Source organism: Tundrisphaera lichenicola, assembly GCF_051175385.1.
In the GTDB taxonomy this organism is placed as follows: Bacteria; Planctomycetota; Planctomycetia; order Isosphaerales; family Isosphaeraceae; genus Tundrisphaera; species Tundrisphaera lichenicola.
In genome coordinates this window covers 3,352,496-3,368,117 of the sequence record NZ_CP195106.1, presented here as the reverse complement: position 1 = coordinate 3,368,117, position 15,622 = coordinate 3,352,496, and the positions used below count along the sequence as shown (strand labels likewise).

The window sequence follows — 15,622 nt, the reverse complement described above, 5'->3', positions numbered from 1 at the left end:
CAAGATGATCAAGATGACAATACTTGGGTTTGACCCGCGCATCAACCAGTCATCCCCGCACTTCCGGAACTTCGAGCCAATTAAGGCGAACGAAGTCTAAAAGCCGGATTCTCGTCCGGATCAGTATTATCACGACGAACGGAACGTTTGTGTCGAACTCTCACGCTAGCCCAGCCGGAGTCTTTCCTCGACGAGCGGCCGATCCGCCCGAACCCCAACCCGCCCCGCAAGGCTCGATTCCCGACGCTTCTTCCGGCCCACGATCATCAGGTTCCTGACGTAGATCACCAGGCCCATCCCCTGGCCGACGACGAACACCGGGTCGCGCCGGTAGATCGCGTAGCTCATCAGGGTGAAGCCGCCCAGGAGGCTCAGCCACCAGAAGGCGACCGGGACCACCGAATCACGCTTCTTCTCCGACGCGATCCACTGGACCAGGAACCGCGCCGTGAAGACCCCCTGGCCCGTGAATCCGAGGATCTGCCAGTATTCGGGATTGGTCAACGGACGCCCTCCACTCCCGAGAGTTCCCTTCGCTGGGCCGTCGATCTCGGAGCCACCGACGGCTCGACAACCTCGAACCGGACCGGCCGACGCATCAGCCAGGCTACTCCGAGCAAATCGACGACTACCCGAAGCGACCGATTACCGAAGTGGTAATGCGACTTCCCAGCCCCTCTCGGGCGATGCCCCACCGGATTCTGGACGATCCGACAGCCTTCGCGGATCAACAAAGGCCCGAAAAATCGGTGAGAACCGCGAAACATCGGGAGACGAAGTGAGACGTCGCGCGGGAAGATCCTGATCGAGCAACCCGTATCCCGAATCGACTGCCCGAGCACCGCATTGCGCACTCGATTCGCCCAACGACTGATGACCCGCTTGGTCCAGACATCCTCGCGAGTCTTCCGCCAGCCCAGGGCGGCGTCAAAACCCGGCAAAACCTCCCACAAAGCCGCAAGATCAGTCGGTGGATTTTGAAGATCGGCGTCGAGCAGTCCCACCCAGTCTCCGCGCGCGGCCCGGAATCCCGCGAGGGTTGCCGCCGACTGTCCGACGTTGTTCGCCAGGGTTACCGATCGAACTTCGCGGTAATTCTTCGAGAGCCGATCGATGACCTGGGCCGAGTCGTCGGTGGAGCCATCGTCCACGATGAGGAGCTCGAACGCATCGAGCCGATGTCGTCGGTCGGTCCGCCCGACCAGAGGTCGAAAGACGGCGATCACTTCCTCGACCAGCCCGGGAAGATTGGCCGCTTCATCCTTGGCCGGGACGATGATCGAGAGCGTGTGCTCCCGAGTCGAATCACCGGTAGACCGGGGGGGATATCCCCGCTCTTGAATGAGATGCGCCTGATGGTGACGGATCGAGGACATGGTGCGGGCCTCCTTGCCCATCGCCAGTTCCATCCCGCGTGAGATGTTCCGACACGGCATTCTCCAGATATCGCCGGTTGCGCCCATCCCAAACGATCCGGAGCATCGATCCTGGACAACCCCTCGAACCCTTGTTACCCTTTCGCCCGGAAGGACTTGAATCGTCCGACCTAATCCTGGCCATAGATCAGGTGTTCGATTCATGACAGCCCTTTCCATGACACCCACCACGCTGGAACGCATCGACCTCCGGGATCTCGAAGCAAATCGCTTCAGTCTATCTATTTACGGCAACCCCGATGCGGAAATCGGCGGCCTCCTGGAGAGTGTTCGCGACCATGGAGTACTCGTCCCGCTGGTGATTGTCTCATCGGGAACCGGCTGGGAGGTCATCTCGGGGCATCGGCGGCTCGCTTGTGCCCGGAACCTGGGATTCACCGACCTCCCTTGCGAAATCCGGGTCATCGAAGGCGAGGAGGACCGTAAACGGGCGGTCCTGGAATATAACCGTCAACGGCGTAAGACATTCAGTCAACTCATGAGGGAAGCCGACGCCCTCGAGGACCTTTTGGGAACCGAGGCCAGGGAAAGGAGTCGGGCCAATCTCCGGAAGGGGACCGCCGAGATTGCCGATCGTCGGAATTCCGACAGTCGGACTGGTCGCACCGATTCTGCCGTCGCAGCTGCAATCGGTCTGGGCGGGAAGGACCTCTACCGCCAGGCCCGGTCGATCTGGAAGGTGGCCAGGGGTGGAGACCCAAGGGCCCTGAGCAGTGTCGAGCAGCTTGACGCGGGAACCAAGACGATCCACGCAGCCTACAAGGATTTGCGAAGACGCAACCGATTCACGACCGACTTCCGCCCGACCCCTTACGACGTCTGGGCATTCAAGCACGACCGAGCCTTCGGCATCCCCCACCCCGGCTCGATCCCACCTGGAATCATCGCTCACACGCTGCACTATTTCACCCAATCTGGTGCCCTGGTCGTGGACCCGATGGCAGGCGGAGGAACCACCCTCGACGTCTGCGAGTCGATGGGACGCCGATGCCTCGCGTATGATGTCACCCCGGTTCGACCAGACGTTCGATCGCATGACATCAGGCTAGGCTTTCCGCCCGAAGCCCGCGAATGCGATTTCATTTTCTGCGACCCCCCGTACCATACCATGCTGGCTCGCCAGTATTCCGAAGACGGGGTCGCGAACGAGCCGTTCTCCCATTGGCTTGCTTTCTTACGCGGCTTGGCAGTCGACGCGTTCGCGACCCTCCGACCCGGCGGTCGGCTGGCCCTCTTGCTCGCCAACCAGACGGAGAAAGATCTTCCCGCTGGCCATGGCTATATCGACCATGCCTTCCACGGATACAACGCACTGATCGGGGCCGGATTCTTGCCCGAGCGTCGAATCAGTTGTCCGATGGATGGAGCCTATCTCCCCCAGCACGTCCGCCAGGCACGACTCGACGGGCGAATGCTGGGACAGGTCCGCGACCTCATCGTCGTCCGGAAGCCTTTACCGGCAAATGGTTACGAAATTGGCTCGCCGCCCGCCAGTTCGTAAACCTTGCCCCGGACGAAGGGGTTGCTGAGGGTCGGATTTCGGCGGACGATCGGCTCGGGCAATTGAGCCACGGCCTGACGGACCAGTTCGTCAACTTCCTCGGTCCGAAGACTCTCGATGACCAGGGCGATCGCCGCATTCTCCGCCTCGCGGGCTTTCTCCTGGCGAAGCTGGTCCCGTTTCGTTTCCAGAACCCGTTGCTGGGCCTCTAGTTCCTTCCGACGAGTTTCCAGTCGGTTCGCCACCTGGGGCAACAGGTCGTATCCATCCTCGATCCCGGCCCGGATATACCCCGGCCCGTTCTGAAGTTTCCCCTGGCTCTTCAGGTACAGGGCATTCAGGAGGACTTTCGCGACGTCCTCGGGATCCTTCTGCGCCGCGAGACGCTCGGCAAGCCGTCGCGGGATTCCCTGATCCGTCAGTAATTCTTGTAAATCCACAGCAACAAGAAGCCGTCCATCGGAGGAGAGACGAAACGGAGTTCCCGGAATCGGGATGCTGGTGCTGTCTTCTCTCGTTCCCTGTTCTCGTTCGGGCCTAGGCTCGGGGCCGCTCGGGCCGAGGAATTGGGCCAGAGCCCCTAAAGATTCCGGCACACTCTTGGGGGCAGCCCCTAAAGAAATTGGGACTGTTTCGACCCCCTCCTCTAAAAATAATGGACCGGTCGGGGTGGCTTCCTGGGACACCCGGGTTTTCTTCCCGCTCGGCCTCTCCGGGGCCTGTCGGATGATCTTGTAGGCGGTCGACCGCCCCTTCGACTTGCTGGTCGCGAGAAGTCCCAGTCGGGCGAGGTCCTCGATCGCCGCCAGGACCGTCTGTCGGCTCAGGCCCGCCTGACGCGCAATGGTCCGAATGCTCGGATAGGCCCATCCGGTCGCGAAGTCGGCATAAAGGCCGAGGACCAGATAGACCTTGATCGCCGAGCCCCCGAGCGTCTTGAACGACTCGGAGCGGAGCAGGTCGTGTTCCACTCGGAAGAAGAACGATTCCATGGCCGACGGTCACCCTCCCTGGGACCTGACGACTCGAACGGCCGTTAAGCTAAATTAGGCGATTTCGTCCGAGGGCGGATCGGGCACATAATAGGTCTTCACCTTGCCGCGTTCATGGGTCGTCGACACGACCAGGCCGAGCGTCTCCAGCCGGGCTAGGCTGTCGATGACGGTGGGGCACGAGAGCCGGGTCTTCGCCATCAGCTGACTCAGGCTCATCGTCACGCTCTGGTCGGGAATCCCGCCGCAGGCGTCGAGCATGGCCAGGTAGACCTTGATCCCCTCGCCCTTGATCCGGGCCAGATAGCCCCGGTCAATGAGCACGCTCTTCAACCAATCGGTCTGGATGGGCATGGCGACGGGCATGGGCAACCCCCTCCCTGGAACTCGCAGCCTGAAGGCCCCAACCGAGCCCTCGATTCGACCGGAAGATCATCGGCGTTCCGATACATCCGCCCGGTGCGCCCCTGGGATCGATCTGTCCCATCCTCAAGGGTGCGACCCTCCTCAAGCAACTTATCGAACCGCGTTAGCCAACAACTCCAGGCTAATCCATGGTCAAGATCCGGACGACCCTGCCGAGGGCCACGTCCTGGTCATTGGGAGGAGGTCTCATGAAACCTCGGGGAAAATCGGGAGTGGGTTGTTGACCTTCGGCGAAGATCCGGTAATATGACTCTCGCCGCTGACGTGAACGCCGCTGTGACAAACAACGACGAAAACGATGAGTGGCAGTTCCAGTGATCACGGAGGGTACAGCGGCCCCAAAGGGCCGTTTGTCGTCTCCGCTATCGAATCGGAACAAGCGGCCGGAGCTTCATCCTCTTTAGGGTGGCCTGCTCCGGCCGATCGCGTCGGGTCGAGGCCCGGCGTCCTCTTTGACAATTCGGTCGATCGTATGCGTACACGCAAGTGATAGATGATGAGCCCTTGAGGGGAGCCGGCGTGGATGCGGCTCGATGCCTGGCAGACTCGCCTTATCCGCGACGAGCCAGGTCGGGCGGTTCATGCTGTCGCGGGGCGTGGGGCAGGGGGGTGACCCCCTCGAACATGACTCCGCGGCGACCAGATAGTTAGCTAGAATCCTCAAACTTGAGGGTTGGGTGGCACCTCGGTGCTTCCCCCAATCTCGAAGGGTTTGATCCTGGCTCAGAATGAACGTTGGCGGCGTGGATTAGGCATGCAAGTCGGACGGGCCGCAAGGCCAGTGGCGCAAGGGTGAGTAAGGCGACGGTAACCAACCCCGCGGATGGGCATAGCCGAGGGAAACTTCGGGTAATTCCCAGCGATGTGCGGACCTGGCATCAGGTCCTCACCAAAGATTTATCGCCGCGGGACGGGCCGTCGTGGTATTAGCTTGTTGGCGGGGTGACGGCCCACCAAGGCTGCGATGCCTACCGGGCGTGCGAGCGTGGCCCGGCACACTGGGACTGAGACACTGCCCAGACTCCTACGGGAGGCTGCAGTCGAGAATCTTCGGCAATGGGCGCAAGCCTGACCGAGCGACGCCGCGTGGAGGATGAAGGCCTTCGGGTTGTAAACTCCTGTCGAGGGGGAGGAAGGGGTAACCTTGACCGATCCCTGGAGGAAGCACGGGCTAAGTTCGTGCCAGCAGCCGCGGTAAGACGAACCGTGCGAACGTTATTCGGAATCACTGGGCTTAAAGCGCGTGTAGGCGGATCGCCGCGTCGGCTGCTGAAATCCCCCGGCTCAACCGGGGAACGGGCACCGATACGGGCGGTCTCGAGGGGGGTAGGGGGGTCTGGAACTTCCGGTGGAGCGGTGAAATGCGTTGAGATCGGAAGGAACGCCCGTGGCGAAAGCGAGGCCCTGGACCCTTACTGACGCTGAGACGCGAAAGCCAGGGGAGCGAACGGGATTAGATACCCCGGTAGTCCTGGCCGTAAACGATGAACACTGGGTAGGGGGCTCGCCGATGGGCTCCCTGCCGTAGGGAAACCGTGAAGTGTTCCGCCTGGGGAGTATGGTCGCAAGGCTGAAACTCAAAGGAATTGACGGGGGCTCACACAAGCGGTGGAGTATGTGGCTTAATTCGAGGCTACGCGCAGAACCTTATCCCAGGCTTGACATGCACGGATTAGCCGGCGGAAACGTCGGCGAGGCCGCAAGGTACAACGTGCACAGGTGCTGCATGGCTGTCGTCAGCTCGTGCCGTGAGGTGTTGGGTTAAGTCCCCTAACGAGCGCAACCCCTGTGTCTAGTTGCCAGCGGGTAAAGCCGGGAACTCTAGACAGACCGCCGGCGTTAAGCCGGAGGAAGGCGGGGATGACGTCAAGTCCTCATGGCCCTTATGCCTGGGGCTGCACACGTACTACAATGGGGCGGACAGAGCGAAGCCAAACCGCAAGGTCGAGCCAATCGCATAAACCGTCCCTCAGTTCGGATTGCGGGCTGCAACCCGCCCGCATGAAGCTGGAATCGCTAGTAATCGCGGATCAGCATGCCGCGGTGAATGTGTTCCTGAGCCTTGTACACACCGCCCGTCAAGCCACCAAAGCGGGGGGTATCCGAAGTCGCCGGAGCCGCAAGGCAGGCGCCGAAGATAAAACCCGTGATGGGGACTAAGTCGTAACAAGGTAACCGTAGGGGAACCTGCGGTTGGATCACCTCCTTTCTAAGGATACCTTGGAAATTCACCCGCCCCGGAGTACACGCCCTCGAGTTCCCGTAACGCGAGGGTGCCGGACGCGAAGGTGACATCGGCCCCGCCCGGATCAAGTCGGCCGCGAACACGCCGGCTCCCCACGGGGGTTCATCACTCTCATTCGTTGGTTCGCAGCACGATCGACCATGACTCCTGGTCGGGCAGGACCTGTCCTGCCTGGCCGGGCGTCGCATCTCGATTGCCCCCGATCGCGGGGCGTGGCAGGCCTTCTGGTGCTGCCCCGCCCCCTGGCCGGTGGCCAGCGAGGCCGGGATCTCGATCCCGGTGGCTCTTTCACAATTCGGTTGTTGGTCACACACGCAGCAAGTTTATGCGAAGTGTGGTAGTGGCATAGTTCATCAACGAACGTGGACCTTAACGGATCTCGGGAGAGTTTAAACCGCTCTCCCAGGGGTCGTTACTCAAGAGGCCGCATGGAGCGTCGCGAGACGCGCGGGGCCTCGAAATGATGGGATCATGGTCCATGCCGTGTCGGGATCTGTCGCGGATCGTCTTCCTTCGGGAGCACGAGATGGGGCGGGTTCGGATCGGCGTGGTCAAGCTCCTAAGGGCACGGGGGGGATGCCTAGGCGTCATCAGATGGCGGGCGTGGAAGGCCGCGAAAGGTCCGGGGGAGCTGCCCAACGAGCGTCGATCCCGGAATACCCGCTGGAGACCCGGGGAACTGAAACATCTCAGTACCCGGAGGAAAAGAAATCAACCGAGACTCCCTCAGTAGCGGCGAGCGAACGGGGATCAGCCTAAACCGGGTGGGACACCACCCGGGGTCGTGGGGCCGGAGTCGTGGGATGAGTGAGCGTTAGCCGAAGCCCGCTGGAAAGCGGCACCGGAGCGGGTGACAGTCCCGTAGGCGACAATGCGATCTCCCCTATCCGGTACCCGAGTAGGGTCGGGCACGTGAAACCCGGCCTGAATCGGCGGGGACCCTCCCGCAAGGCTAAGTACTCGATGACGACCGATAGCGAACCCAGTAGGGCGACCGAACGGTGGGAAGAACCCCGACCAGGGGAGGAGACTGAACCTGAAACCCCGTGCCTACGAGCGGTGGGAGGGCGTCTGGCTTCGGCCGGCCTGACCGCGTGCCTTTTGCATAATGATCCGGCGAGTTACTGTGTCCGGCGTGGTTAATCCCTTCAGGGGAGGAGCCGCAGGGAAACCGAGTCTGAATAGGGCGAGATTGTCGGGCGCAGTAGACGCGAAACCAGGTGAACTACCCATGGGCAGGTTGAAGCGACCCTAACCGGTCGTGGAGGACCGAACCCACCGATGTTGAAAAATCGGGGGAGGACCCGTGGGGAGGAGTGAAAGTCTTATCAAACCTGGAGATAGCTCGTTCTCTCCGAAATGGCTTTAGGGCCAGCCTCGGGCGTTAGCACGCGGGGGTAGAGCGACGGAATTCGGCCGGGGGGCTTCCCGCCTACCCGCCGAAACCCAACTCCGAATACCGCGTGCCGTACCCCGGGAGTCAGAGCGCAGGGGGATAAGCTTCGTGCTCGAGAGGGGAACAACCCAGACCGCCGACCAAGGCCCCCAAGACGACACTCAGTGGCAAAGGAAGTGGGATCGCGGTGACAGCCGGGATGTTGGCTTAGAAGCAGCCACCATTTCAAAAGTGCGTAACAGCTTACCGGTCGAGCCATCCCGCGCCGAAAATGACGGGGACTCAAGTGTCGCGCCGCAGTCGCGGATTCGGATTTATCCGAGTAGTAGGAGAGCGTCGCCCTCAGCAGTGAAGCCGGACGGAGACGACCGGTGGAGCGTGGGCGAGTGCGTATGCCGGAATGAGTAACGACAAGATGGGTGGGAAGCCCATCCGCCGAAAGCACAAGGTTTCCTGGGGAAGGTCAATCCGCCCAGGGTCAGTCGGGTCCTAAGGCGAGGCCCAAGGGCGTAGCCGATGGGCAGACGGTTAATATTCCGTCACCCGAAATGAAGGTTGAGTCAGCGAGGACGCCGGGAACTGAAGGGTCGGGGTGATAGACGCCCCCGTCCCGCAAGGGCGACAGCATTCGATCTGGAAGCCCTTCTTCACCCGGCCACGAAAAGCCCGCTGAGGACGACATTTCGGCCCGTACCGCAATCCGACACAGGTGTGCTAGGCGAGTATCCGAAGGCGTTCGGGAGAACCCTCGTGAAGGAACTCGGCAAAATGACCCCGTACCTTCGGTATAAGGGGTGCTCGGGGCAACCCGAGCCGCAGTGAATCGGCTCTAGCGACTGTTTATCAAAAACACAGGACTCTGCCAACTCGCAAGAGGACGTATAGAGTCTGACGCCTGCTCGGTGTCGGTAGGTTAAGGGAGCCGGTGATCGCAAGAGAAGCTGGCGACCGAAGCCCCGATAAACGGCGGCCGTAACTATGACGGTCCTAAGGTAGCGAAGTTCCTTGTCGGGTAAGTTCCGACCTGCATGAATGGCGTAACGACTGGAGCGCTGTCTCCACGAGGGACCCGGTGAAATTGTAGCCGTGGTGAAGATGCCACGTACCCGCGGTCAGACGGAAAGACCCCGTGAACCTTTACTGCAGGTTGACACTGGTCGGTCGGCATTTCTGTGTAGCATAGGTGGGAGGCAACGACCCGGCGGCGCCAGCCGTCGGCGAGCCATCGGTGAAATACCACCCTGAAATGGCGCCCGCCCTCACCGATCCGTGGCCCGGATCGGGACCGTGTTCATCGGGCAGTTTGACTGGGGCGGTCTCCTCCCAAAGCGTAACGGAGGAGTGCCATGGTACCCTCGGCCCGGTCGGCAATCGGGCAACACGAGCGCAAAAGTACAAGGGTGCCTGACTGCGAGAGCGATCGCTCGAGCAGGGACGAAAGTCGGCTTTAGTGATCCGGCGGTGCTGGATGGGAAGGCCGTCGCTCAACAGATAAAAGGTACTCCGGGGATAACAGGCTGATCTCCCCCGAGCGTCCACAGCGGCGGGGAGGTTTGGCACCTCGATGTCGGCTCATCGCATCCTGGGGCTGGAGAAGGTCCCAAGGGTTTGGCTGTTCGCCAATGAAAGCGGTACGCGAGCTGGGTTCAGACCGTCGTGAGACAGGTCGGTCCCTATCTGCCGTGGGCGTAGGAAACTTGCGAAGGGTCTCCCCTAGTACGAGAGGATTGGGGAGGACCGACCTCTGGTGTGCCGGCTGTCCCGCTCGGGGCATCGCCGGGTAGCCAGGTCGGGAAAGGATAAGCGCTGAAGGCATCTAAGCGCGAAGCTCTCTTCAAGACGAGGTTTCCATGACCCGCAGGGTCTGAAGGCTCCTGGAAGACGACCAGGTCGATAGGCCGGGAGTGCACGGCGGGCGACCGTCGCAGCCGACCGGTCCTAACAGCCAAGCGGCTTGACCACCCCGATCGGCCCCCGCCCCCAAAGGCGCGGACCCCGATCCGAGTGCGAGCCAGATCTCATCATCCGACGACCCCTCCGAAGAGGCCTCGTCGAGGATGGACGCCACCACCTCACCGACCACGAACGAACCTGCGAGTGTGACCCACACCCGGACCACCGCGTCCGAGGAGCCTGACCGCCCCTCGGACGATTTCCGGCGACGATACTGGCGGGGTCCCACCCGTTCCCATCCCGAACACGGCCGTTAAGCCCGCCAGGCCCATGATAGTGCGCAAGCGCGAAAGTCGGTCATCGCCGGATCCTTCCAACCAGGCCCGCCATCCCCAACCGGGGATGGCGGGCCTTTTTTCATGTTCATTGATCCTTTGCTTGCCTGATACCAAATCGCCTGAATGAGTGGCTCTTGTACAGTTCGCAGTGCGGGCCGTATCTCCGATCTCCAACCGAGGATAAGTTGTTCATACCCATTGATCCTTTTCTTGATTGACCAGGGCAATTATAAATTTCTCGGTTTTGATTGCTTGCATCAAAGATTCAAGCCTGGCAATACTGATCGCACTCGGCTCGCCGTCCCGGAGCCGCATTTTCAAATTTCGAGATTTGAGCGATTCAATTCGGTGGGATGGCCATGTCGAAAATCCGCGTGGATTGTCCGAGCTGCCGGGGTTCGTTTCAAGTTGGCGAACAATTCGCGGGCAAACGTGGCAAATGTCCTCATTGTAAAGAGTTGCTCCGTGTTCCGGAGTCGATCTCGGTCCCGTCGACTGCTGGGTCCGAGCTTCACGAGACGGAGACCTACGCGGTAGAGGGGGCCTCTGGGCCGGATGCCTCATCGCGAATGGCGGCGGCTCGTGTCTCGGTTTTGAAATCGAGGCCAGTCGGGCCGGAGCCCACCCGGCCTTCTCGGGCCCCTCTAGAAATCCTGGCGGCCTTCCGAGGTGAGATCCGGCCGGTTCGGCCAACGATCCTGTATCGGCTCTGGATTCTGGCTGTTACGGGCGTCATGATCCTGCTGCCGGCGATCTATCTGGGCCTGATCGGATTGGTCATCTTCGCCCTGTATCTTCACGCAACGGTCGGCCTGATCGTGTTCCAGAACGTTCGTCAGATGAAGGCGGCGTTGCTGATCTATGTCGGCCCACTGGTAGCCGGTGGAATCGTGGTTGCCTTCATGCTCAAGCCGCTTTTCGCCAGACCGGCGAGGCGGCCGGATGGTCGAAAGATCGATCCTTCGAAGGAGCCGTTGATCGCCGCGTTCGTCGACGGTGTCTGCTCTTCGGTCGGGGCTCCGACACCTTCGAGGATCGAGGTGGATTGTCGGGTGAACGCCTCGGCGCACCTGGCGAGTTGGGCCCTCTCGCCTTCGAAGGAGCTGGTCCTCACGATCGGCCTGCCTCTGGTCGCCGGACTGACCCTCAAGCAGTTCACCGGGGTGCTGGCCCACGAGTTCGGCCACTTCTCGCAGGGGGCCGGGATGCGGCTCTCGATCCTGATCCGATCGATCAACCACTGGTTTGCCCGGGTCGTCTACGAGCGTGACGAGTGGGACGAGACTCTGGAGTCCTGGTCGAGCGGAGGGAATATCTGGGTGATGTTGGTCGTCGGAGTGGCGAGGATATCGGTCTGGCTGACCCGGCGAGTCCTCTGGCTCCTGATGCAGGCGGCCCATCTGGTCAGCGGATTCCTGTCGAGGCAGATGGAATTCGACGCCGATCGCTACGAGGCCCGGATGGTGGGCTCGACCACATTCGCCGAGACGATGGGACGGATCGCCGAGCTGAGCGTGGCTTCTAACGCAGCCCACGCGGAACTGGAGGCGAGCTGGCGAGAGCGTCGGCTGCCCGATGACCTCCCCCGGCTGATCTCGCTGGAAGCCTCGAAGATCCCCGAGTCCTTTCGCGATGCGCTGGCCGAGGCGATGAGGTCGCGGCGGACCGGCTTGTTCGACACCCACCCCTCGGACAAGGACCGGATCGCTCGAGCCTCGATCGAGGGGAGCGAGGGTATCTTCTCGCTCGGAGGCCCCGCAACTGACCTATTCCGCGACTTCGATGCATTGTCCCGGGCGACGACCTATCTCTATTACCGGTCGATGCTCGGTGGGGAGGTGAGCCGGGAACAACTCTATCCGATCTCGGACGCGGTGCTCGACCAGGAAGTCCGGCGCGAGGGGTACGAGGCCTTCGGTCGGTTCTTCCTCGGTGGACTCGACCCGTTGCAGGCCCTCCCGCTATCGCCCAAGTACCCCGAGATCCTCCTCGACCCGAAGTCGGCCAAGCGGGAGTTGGTCGAGGCTCGCAAGGCAATGGAGAAAGCCCAGATCAGGGACGACTCCTCGGGGTCCTTTGCCGACCTTCACGACCGGGCCGTCCGCGCCGAGGCGGCGGTCCTCCTGCTGAAGGCGGGCAAGTCCATCCCGGCGGCCGGGTTCGGCCTCAGCAAGGCCACGGTCCCGGCGGCCGAGTTGGCCCGCGATGCGGTCGCGACCGAGCTTCGGGAGCGGTCGGAGACCCTCGAGCCATTCGGGCAAGCCGCGGCCCGTCGACTCATGTCGGCCCTGGCCCTGCTCGAAATCGAGGCCGTCGCGGCCCGGGTCCCCGATGGTCCGGCCCGTCGAGACGAGGCCAGGGCTCTCTATCCCTGCGCCTCGGCTCTGGGGAGTCGGATCGTCCCCGAACTGGGCCCGGTGGCCCGGGCGACCCACGCGACGAACCTCGTGGTCCAGAAGTTTCACGAGGGGAAGGGGCAGAAGGACGAGTCGCTGGTCAATGCCCTGCTCCGAGCTGCCAGGTCGCTTCACGAGGCGCTGACCGAGCTGAAGTGGAAGATCGGCGACTCGATCGATTACCCGTTCGAGCATGCCCAGGAGGGGGTGACGCTGGGCCGGTTCGCTTTGCCCGCCGTGCCGGATCAGGGGGAGATCGGCGATCTGCTGCAGGCCGGCTCCGAGGTCCAGGATCGCCTGCTCACGCTCCACTATCGGATCCTCGGCCGACTCGCGGTGACGGCCGAGGCGGTCGAACACGCCCTCGGCCTTCCCCCACTGGCGCCGATTTCCAAGGACTGAACGCGCCATCGAATGACGGTTCGATCAGGGTGACTCTTTCGGTATCTCCGGTCCGGCTGGGTTGCGCGCCGCTTTGGAAAGGGCTTCGGCCGCCTGCGCGTCGTCGGCCGATCGGGCGGCGGCGATCAATGGCTTGTAGGCGCCGATCGGGTCGAAGTTTGTGAGAATCGCCGCGATTTCGGCCGCAGAGGTTGGGTTGCCCGTTCCGAGCAGGGCCTCGTAATACTTCGCTCCTTCCACGCTCACTCGTTGTTTCATGTAGTCGCGAAGTGATTTGTCCTTCGGCACGAACGTCATGTTCCGTTGATATTGCTCGATCGACTCGCGGATCTTCGCCCGGGGGTCTACCTCTTCGACGATCTCCTTGTAGCGTTTGGCCTTCAGGAGTGGGTCGAGCGATTGGTCGAAGAGGTAATTGCGGATCAATTCGGGTTTCGATCGGTCGCCCTTGATCCGGTCGAAGAGGACGAGCGTCCGGTCCGGTTCGCGGAGGTTCGAGTTCAGGGCGGTGAAGCTCATGGCCTGGTCGAAATCGGCTTTCCCGGCCTCGATGGCCTGGCCGGCGGCGTCTCGCCGTTTGCGAAGCTCGTCGAGGGCCGCCGGGTTGGCCTTCGCGAGCTGGAGGATTTTGCCGAGGAGGAACGAGAGCCGGACGCCGGTGAAACCTCGGCTGTGCTCGAGGCCGTGATCGAAGCACCAGAGATATTCGGAGAGGGCGTCTTCGGGGCGATCCTTCTGGGCCAGGGCGTCGCCGTAGTTCATCCGGAGCATGGGATCGTTCGCGTTCTCGCCTTGAAGCTTCGCCCTGGCCCGACTCAAGCTGTCGTTCCCGGCCATGGCTTCAGTGGCGTCGGCCAGGAAGGTTTTGGCGTCGCGATATCCGACCAGGCGGTCGACCTCGGTCCCGTCGGGCCGGAGGAGGAGCACGGTCGGATAGACATTGATCCGATATTTTTCGGCCAATGCTTCTTCCTTCTCGGCGTCGATCTTGAGGCAGATGCCTTCCCTGGCCAGCCAGTCGCGGACCCCTTGGTCTTTCCAGGTCGTTTCATCGAGCTTCTTGCAGGGGCCGCACCAGACCGTGTAGAAGTCGATCAGGACCAGATTTTTGCCCGCTTCGGCGGCGGCCTGCCTGGCTCGATCGGGCGTCAGGTCGCGGAAGAGTCCTTCATCGACCCCGGCCAGGATCGTCGATCCCCAGGCGAGACAGAGGCCGAGCCAGGCGAGGGCATGGATCTTGGTCATCGGGATCGAGTCCTCTCGAATGGTCGATAATCCGACACCCCGGCGTCCTTGAGGTGAACCCTCAGCATCGTCGGGCCGGGTCGGAATTACAACGAAGAATTTCGATGATTGTCGAGTCAACGATGGTCTGATCCTTCATCGATGGGGGATTTCGCCCTTCTCGGTGGTCGCCGAAATGGGATCAGGTTGGTAGGATGAATGGGAGATTTGTCCGAGACCGACGGCTTTCGCGACGTGGGATGGCGACCGCTTGATGAGCGATCCGAGACGATCATTGTTCGAGGCTTCTCCCGAGGAACTCGGGGCCTGGATGGCGGAGCGGGGCCACCGGCCTTACCACGCTCGGCAAGTTTATCGATGGATCTTCGAGCGGCGTATCGAGGGGTTCGAGGGGATGTCGGACGTCCCCAAGCGGCTCCGAGATGAGATGGAAGGGGCCTGGACGGTCTTCTCGACGAGGATCGCGACTCACAATATCGCCCCCGACGGGACCGACAAGCTGCTCCTGGAATGCACCGATGGCCGGCGGATCGAGTGCGTCCTGATGGCCGAGCAGGATCGTCGGACCGTCTGCATCAGCACCCAGGTCGGGTGCGGGATGGGGTGCGTCTTCTGCGCCAGCGGCCTGAAGGGGGTCGAGCGGAACCTGACCAAGGGGGAGATTGTCGAGCAGATCGTCCGGCTCCGGAATCTCCTGCCCCCCGACGAGCGTCTGACCAACCTGGTGGTCATGGGGATGGGGGAGAGCCTGGCCAATCTCGACAACCTGATCCCCGCGCTGGACTGGATCTGTGCCCCGCAGGGCCTGGGGATGGGGCAGCGACGGGTGACGATCTCGACGGTCGGGCTGCCCGAGAAGATGCGGAAGCTGGCCGCGATGGAGCGTTCCTACAACCTGGCGGTCTCGCTCCACGCCCCGACCGAGCGGCTCCGCGACGAGCTGGTGCCGATCAACGCCAAGGTGGGGCTCCGGGCGGTGGTCGACGCGGCCGACGAGTATTTCCGGCGGAGCGGCCGGCGGGTGACCTTTGAATATGTGATGCTCCGGGGGATCAACGACGGCCTGGCCGAGGCCAGGGCGCTGGCCGACCTCCTGGAGGCGAAGAAGTCACACGCCAATCTGATTCCGTATAATCCAGTGCCGGGATTGCCTTACGAGCGGCCCTCGGCCGACGCGGTCCGGAGGTTCGAGGCGGTCCTCAAGGCCCGGGGGCTCAGCGTGAGCGTCCGGAAGACGAAAGGGCGCGAGATCGACGCGGCTTGCGGCCAGCTCCGCCGACGTTCGGAAGAGAATCCGGGCCCGGGCGATCCGTCGGCGGCCCCCGTCGGGGCCTCGACGGAATCCTGAGGGG

The 15,622-nt window shown here is 62.3% G+C and carries 8 protein-coding genes and 3 rRNA genes; 6 read left to right on the top strand and 5 right to left on the bottom strand.

Annotation, left to right across the window (positions count from 1 at the left end; genetic code table 11):
* Positions 1-165: 165 nt before the first annotated feature.
* Together P12x_RS13405 and P12x_RS13400 are read right to left on the bottom strand one after the other, a co-directional pair.
* Positions 166-504 carry a lipid-A-disaccharide synthase N-terminal domain-containing protein gene (locus tag P12x_RS13405; protein ID WP_435011371.1) on the bottom strand — a complete coding sequence of 113 codons (339 nt, stop codon included), beginning with the start codon at positions 502-504 and terminating at the stop codon, positions 166-168.
* Positions 501-1,436 carry a glycosyltransferase family 2 protein gene (locus P12x_RS13400; protein ID WP_435011370.1) on the bottom strand — a complete coding sequence of 312 codons (936 nt, stop codon included), beginning with the start codon at positions 1,434-1,436 and terminating at the stop codon, positions 501-503. Before P12x_RS13400 ends, P12x_RS13405 begins: the two co-directional genes overlap by 4 nt.
* 142 nt (positions 1,437-1,578) lie before the next feature.
* On the opposite strand from P12x_RS13400, the gene P12x_RS13395 reads away from it, so the two are divergent.
* Positions 1,579-2,937, top strand: a complete 1,359-nt coding sequence (locus tag P12x_RS13395; protein ID WP_435011369.1) for a DNA methyltransferase — start codon at positions 1,579-1,581, stop codon at positions 2,935-2,937.
* Here the strand turns inward: P12x_RS13395 and P12x_RS13390 are convergent.
* Both P12x_RS13390 and P12x_RS13385 read right to left on the bottom strand, forming a co-directional pair.
* The gene (locus P12x_RS13390) at positions 2,904-3,929 is read right to left on the bottom strand and encodes a helix-turn-helix domain-containing protein (RefSeq protein WP_435011368.1); all 1,026 of its coding nucleotides are present in this window, start codon (positions 3,927-3,929) and stop codon (positions 2,904-2,906) included. The two genes, P12x_RS13395 and P12x_RS13390, sit on opposite strands and share 34 nt — an antisense overlap.
* A gap of 54 nt (positions 3,930-3,983) precedes the next feature.
* Positions 3,984-4,295: a hypothetical protein gene (locus P12x_RS13385; protein ID WP_435011367.1), complete on the bottom strand. Its 312-nt coding sequence runs from the start codon at positions 4,293-4,295 to the stop codon at positions 3,984-3,986.
* Between the two features lie 760 nt (positions 4,296-5,055).
* Here P12x_RS13385 and P12x_RS13380 point away from each other — a divergent pair.
* The 4 genes from P12x_RS13380 (at position 5,056) to P12x_RS13365 (ending at position 13,025) form a co-directional block, all read left to right on the top strand.
* Positions 5,056-6,564: ribosomal RNA gene (locus P12x_RS13380) — 16S ribosomal RNA — on the top strand.
* A gap of 585 nt (positions 6,565-7,149) precedes the next feature.
* Positions 7,150-9,958, top strand: a 23S ribosomal RNA gene (locus tag P12x_RS13375).
* A 192-nt stretch (positions 9,959-10,150) separates the two neighbouring features.
* A 5S ribosomal RNA gene (gene rrf, locus P12x_RS13370) occupies positions 10,151-10,258 on the top strand.
* The 16S, 23S and 5S rRNA genes sit together here, the layout of an rRNA operon.
* Before the next feature lie 703 nt (positions 10,259-10,961).
* Positions 10,962-13,025, top strand: coding sequence for a M48 family metalloprotease (locus tag P12x_RS13365; RefSeq protein ID WP_435011366.1), 2,064 nt, complete (start codon positions 10,962-10,964; stop codon positions 13,023-13,025).
* Positions 13,026-13,049: 24 nt separating this feature from the next.
* Here the strand turns inward: P12x_RS13365 and P12x_RS13360 are convergent, their stop codons facing one another.
* Entirely contained in the window at positions 13,050-14,270 is a 1,221-nt protein-coding gene (locus P12x_RS13360) for a thioredoxin family protein (RefSeq protein ID WP_435011365.1), read from the bottom strand.
* Between the two features lie 253 nt (positions 14,271-14,523).
* Here P12x_RS13360 and rlmN point away from each other — a divergent pair, with 253 nt between their 5' ends.
* Entirely contained in the window at positions 14,524-15,618 is a 1,095-nt protein-coding gene (gene rlmN, locus P12x_RS13355; RefSeq protein WP_435011364.1) for a 23S rRNA (adenine(2503)-C(2))-methyltransferase RlmN, read from the top strand.
* Positions 15,619-15,622: the final 4 nt, after the last annotated feature.

Bases quoted from the DNA above. Each gene is read 5' to 3' on its own strand.
- P12x_RS13400 (WP_435011370.1), bottom strand. From the start codon at position 1,436: ATGCCGTGTCGGAACATCTCACGCGGGATGGAACTGGCGATGGGCAAG.
- P12x_RS13395 (WP_435011369.1), top strand. From the start codon at position 1,579: ATGACAGCCCTTTCCATGACACCCACCACGCTGGAACGCATCGACCTC.
- P12x_RS13390 (WP_435011368.1), bottom strand. From the start codon at position 3,929: ATGGAATCGTTCTTCTTCCGAGTGGAACACGACCTGCTCCGCTCCGAG.
- P12x_RS13385 (WP_435011367.1), bottom strand. From the start codon at position 4,295: ATGCCCGTCGCCATGCCCATCCAGACCGATTGGTTGAAGAGCGTGCTC.
- P12x_RS13365 (WP_435011366.1), top strand. From the start codon at position 10,962: ATGATCCTGCTGCCGGCGATCTATCTGGGCCTGATCGGATTGGTCATC.
- P12x_RS13360 (WP_435011365.1), bottom strand. From the start codon at position 14,270: ATGACCAAGATCCATGCCCTCGCCTGGCTCGGCCTCTGTCTCGCCTGG.
- rlmN (WP_435011364.1), top strand. From the start codon at position 14,524: ATGAGCGATCCGAGACGATCATTGTTCGAGGCTTCTCCCGAGGAACTC.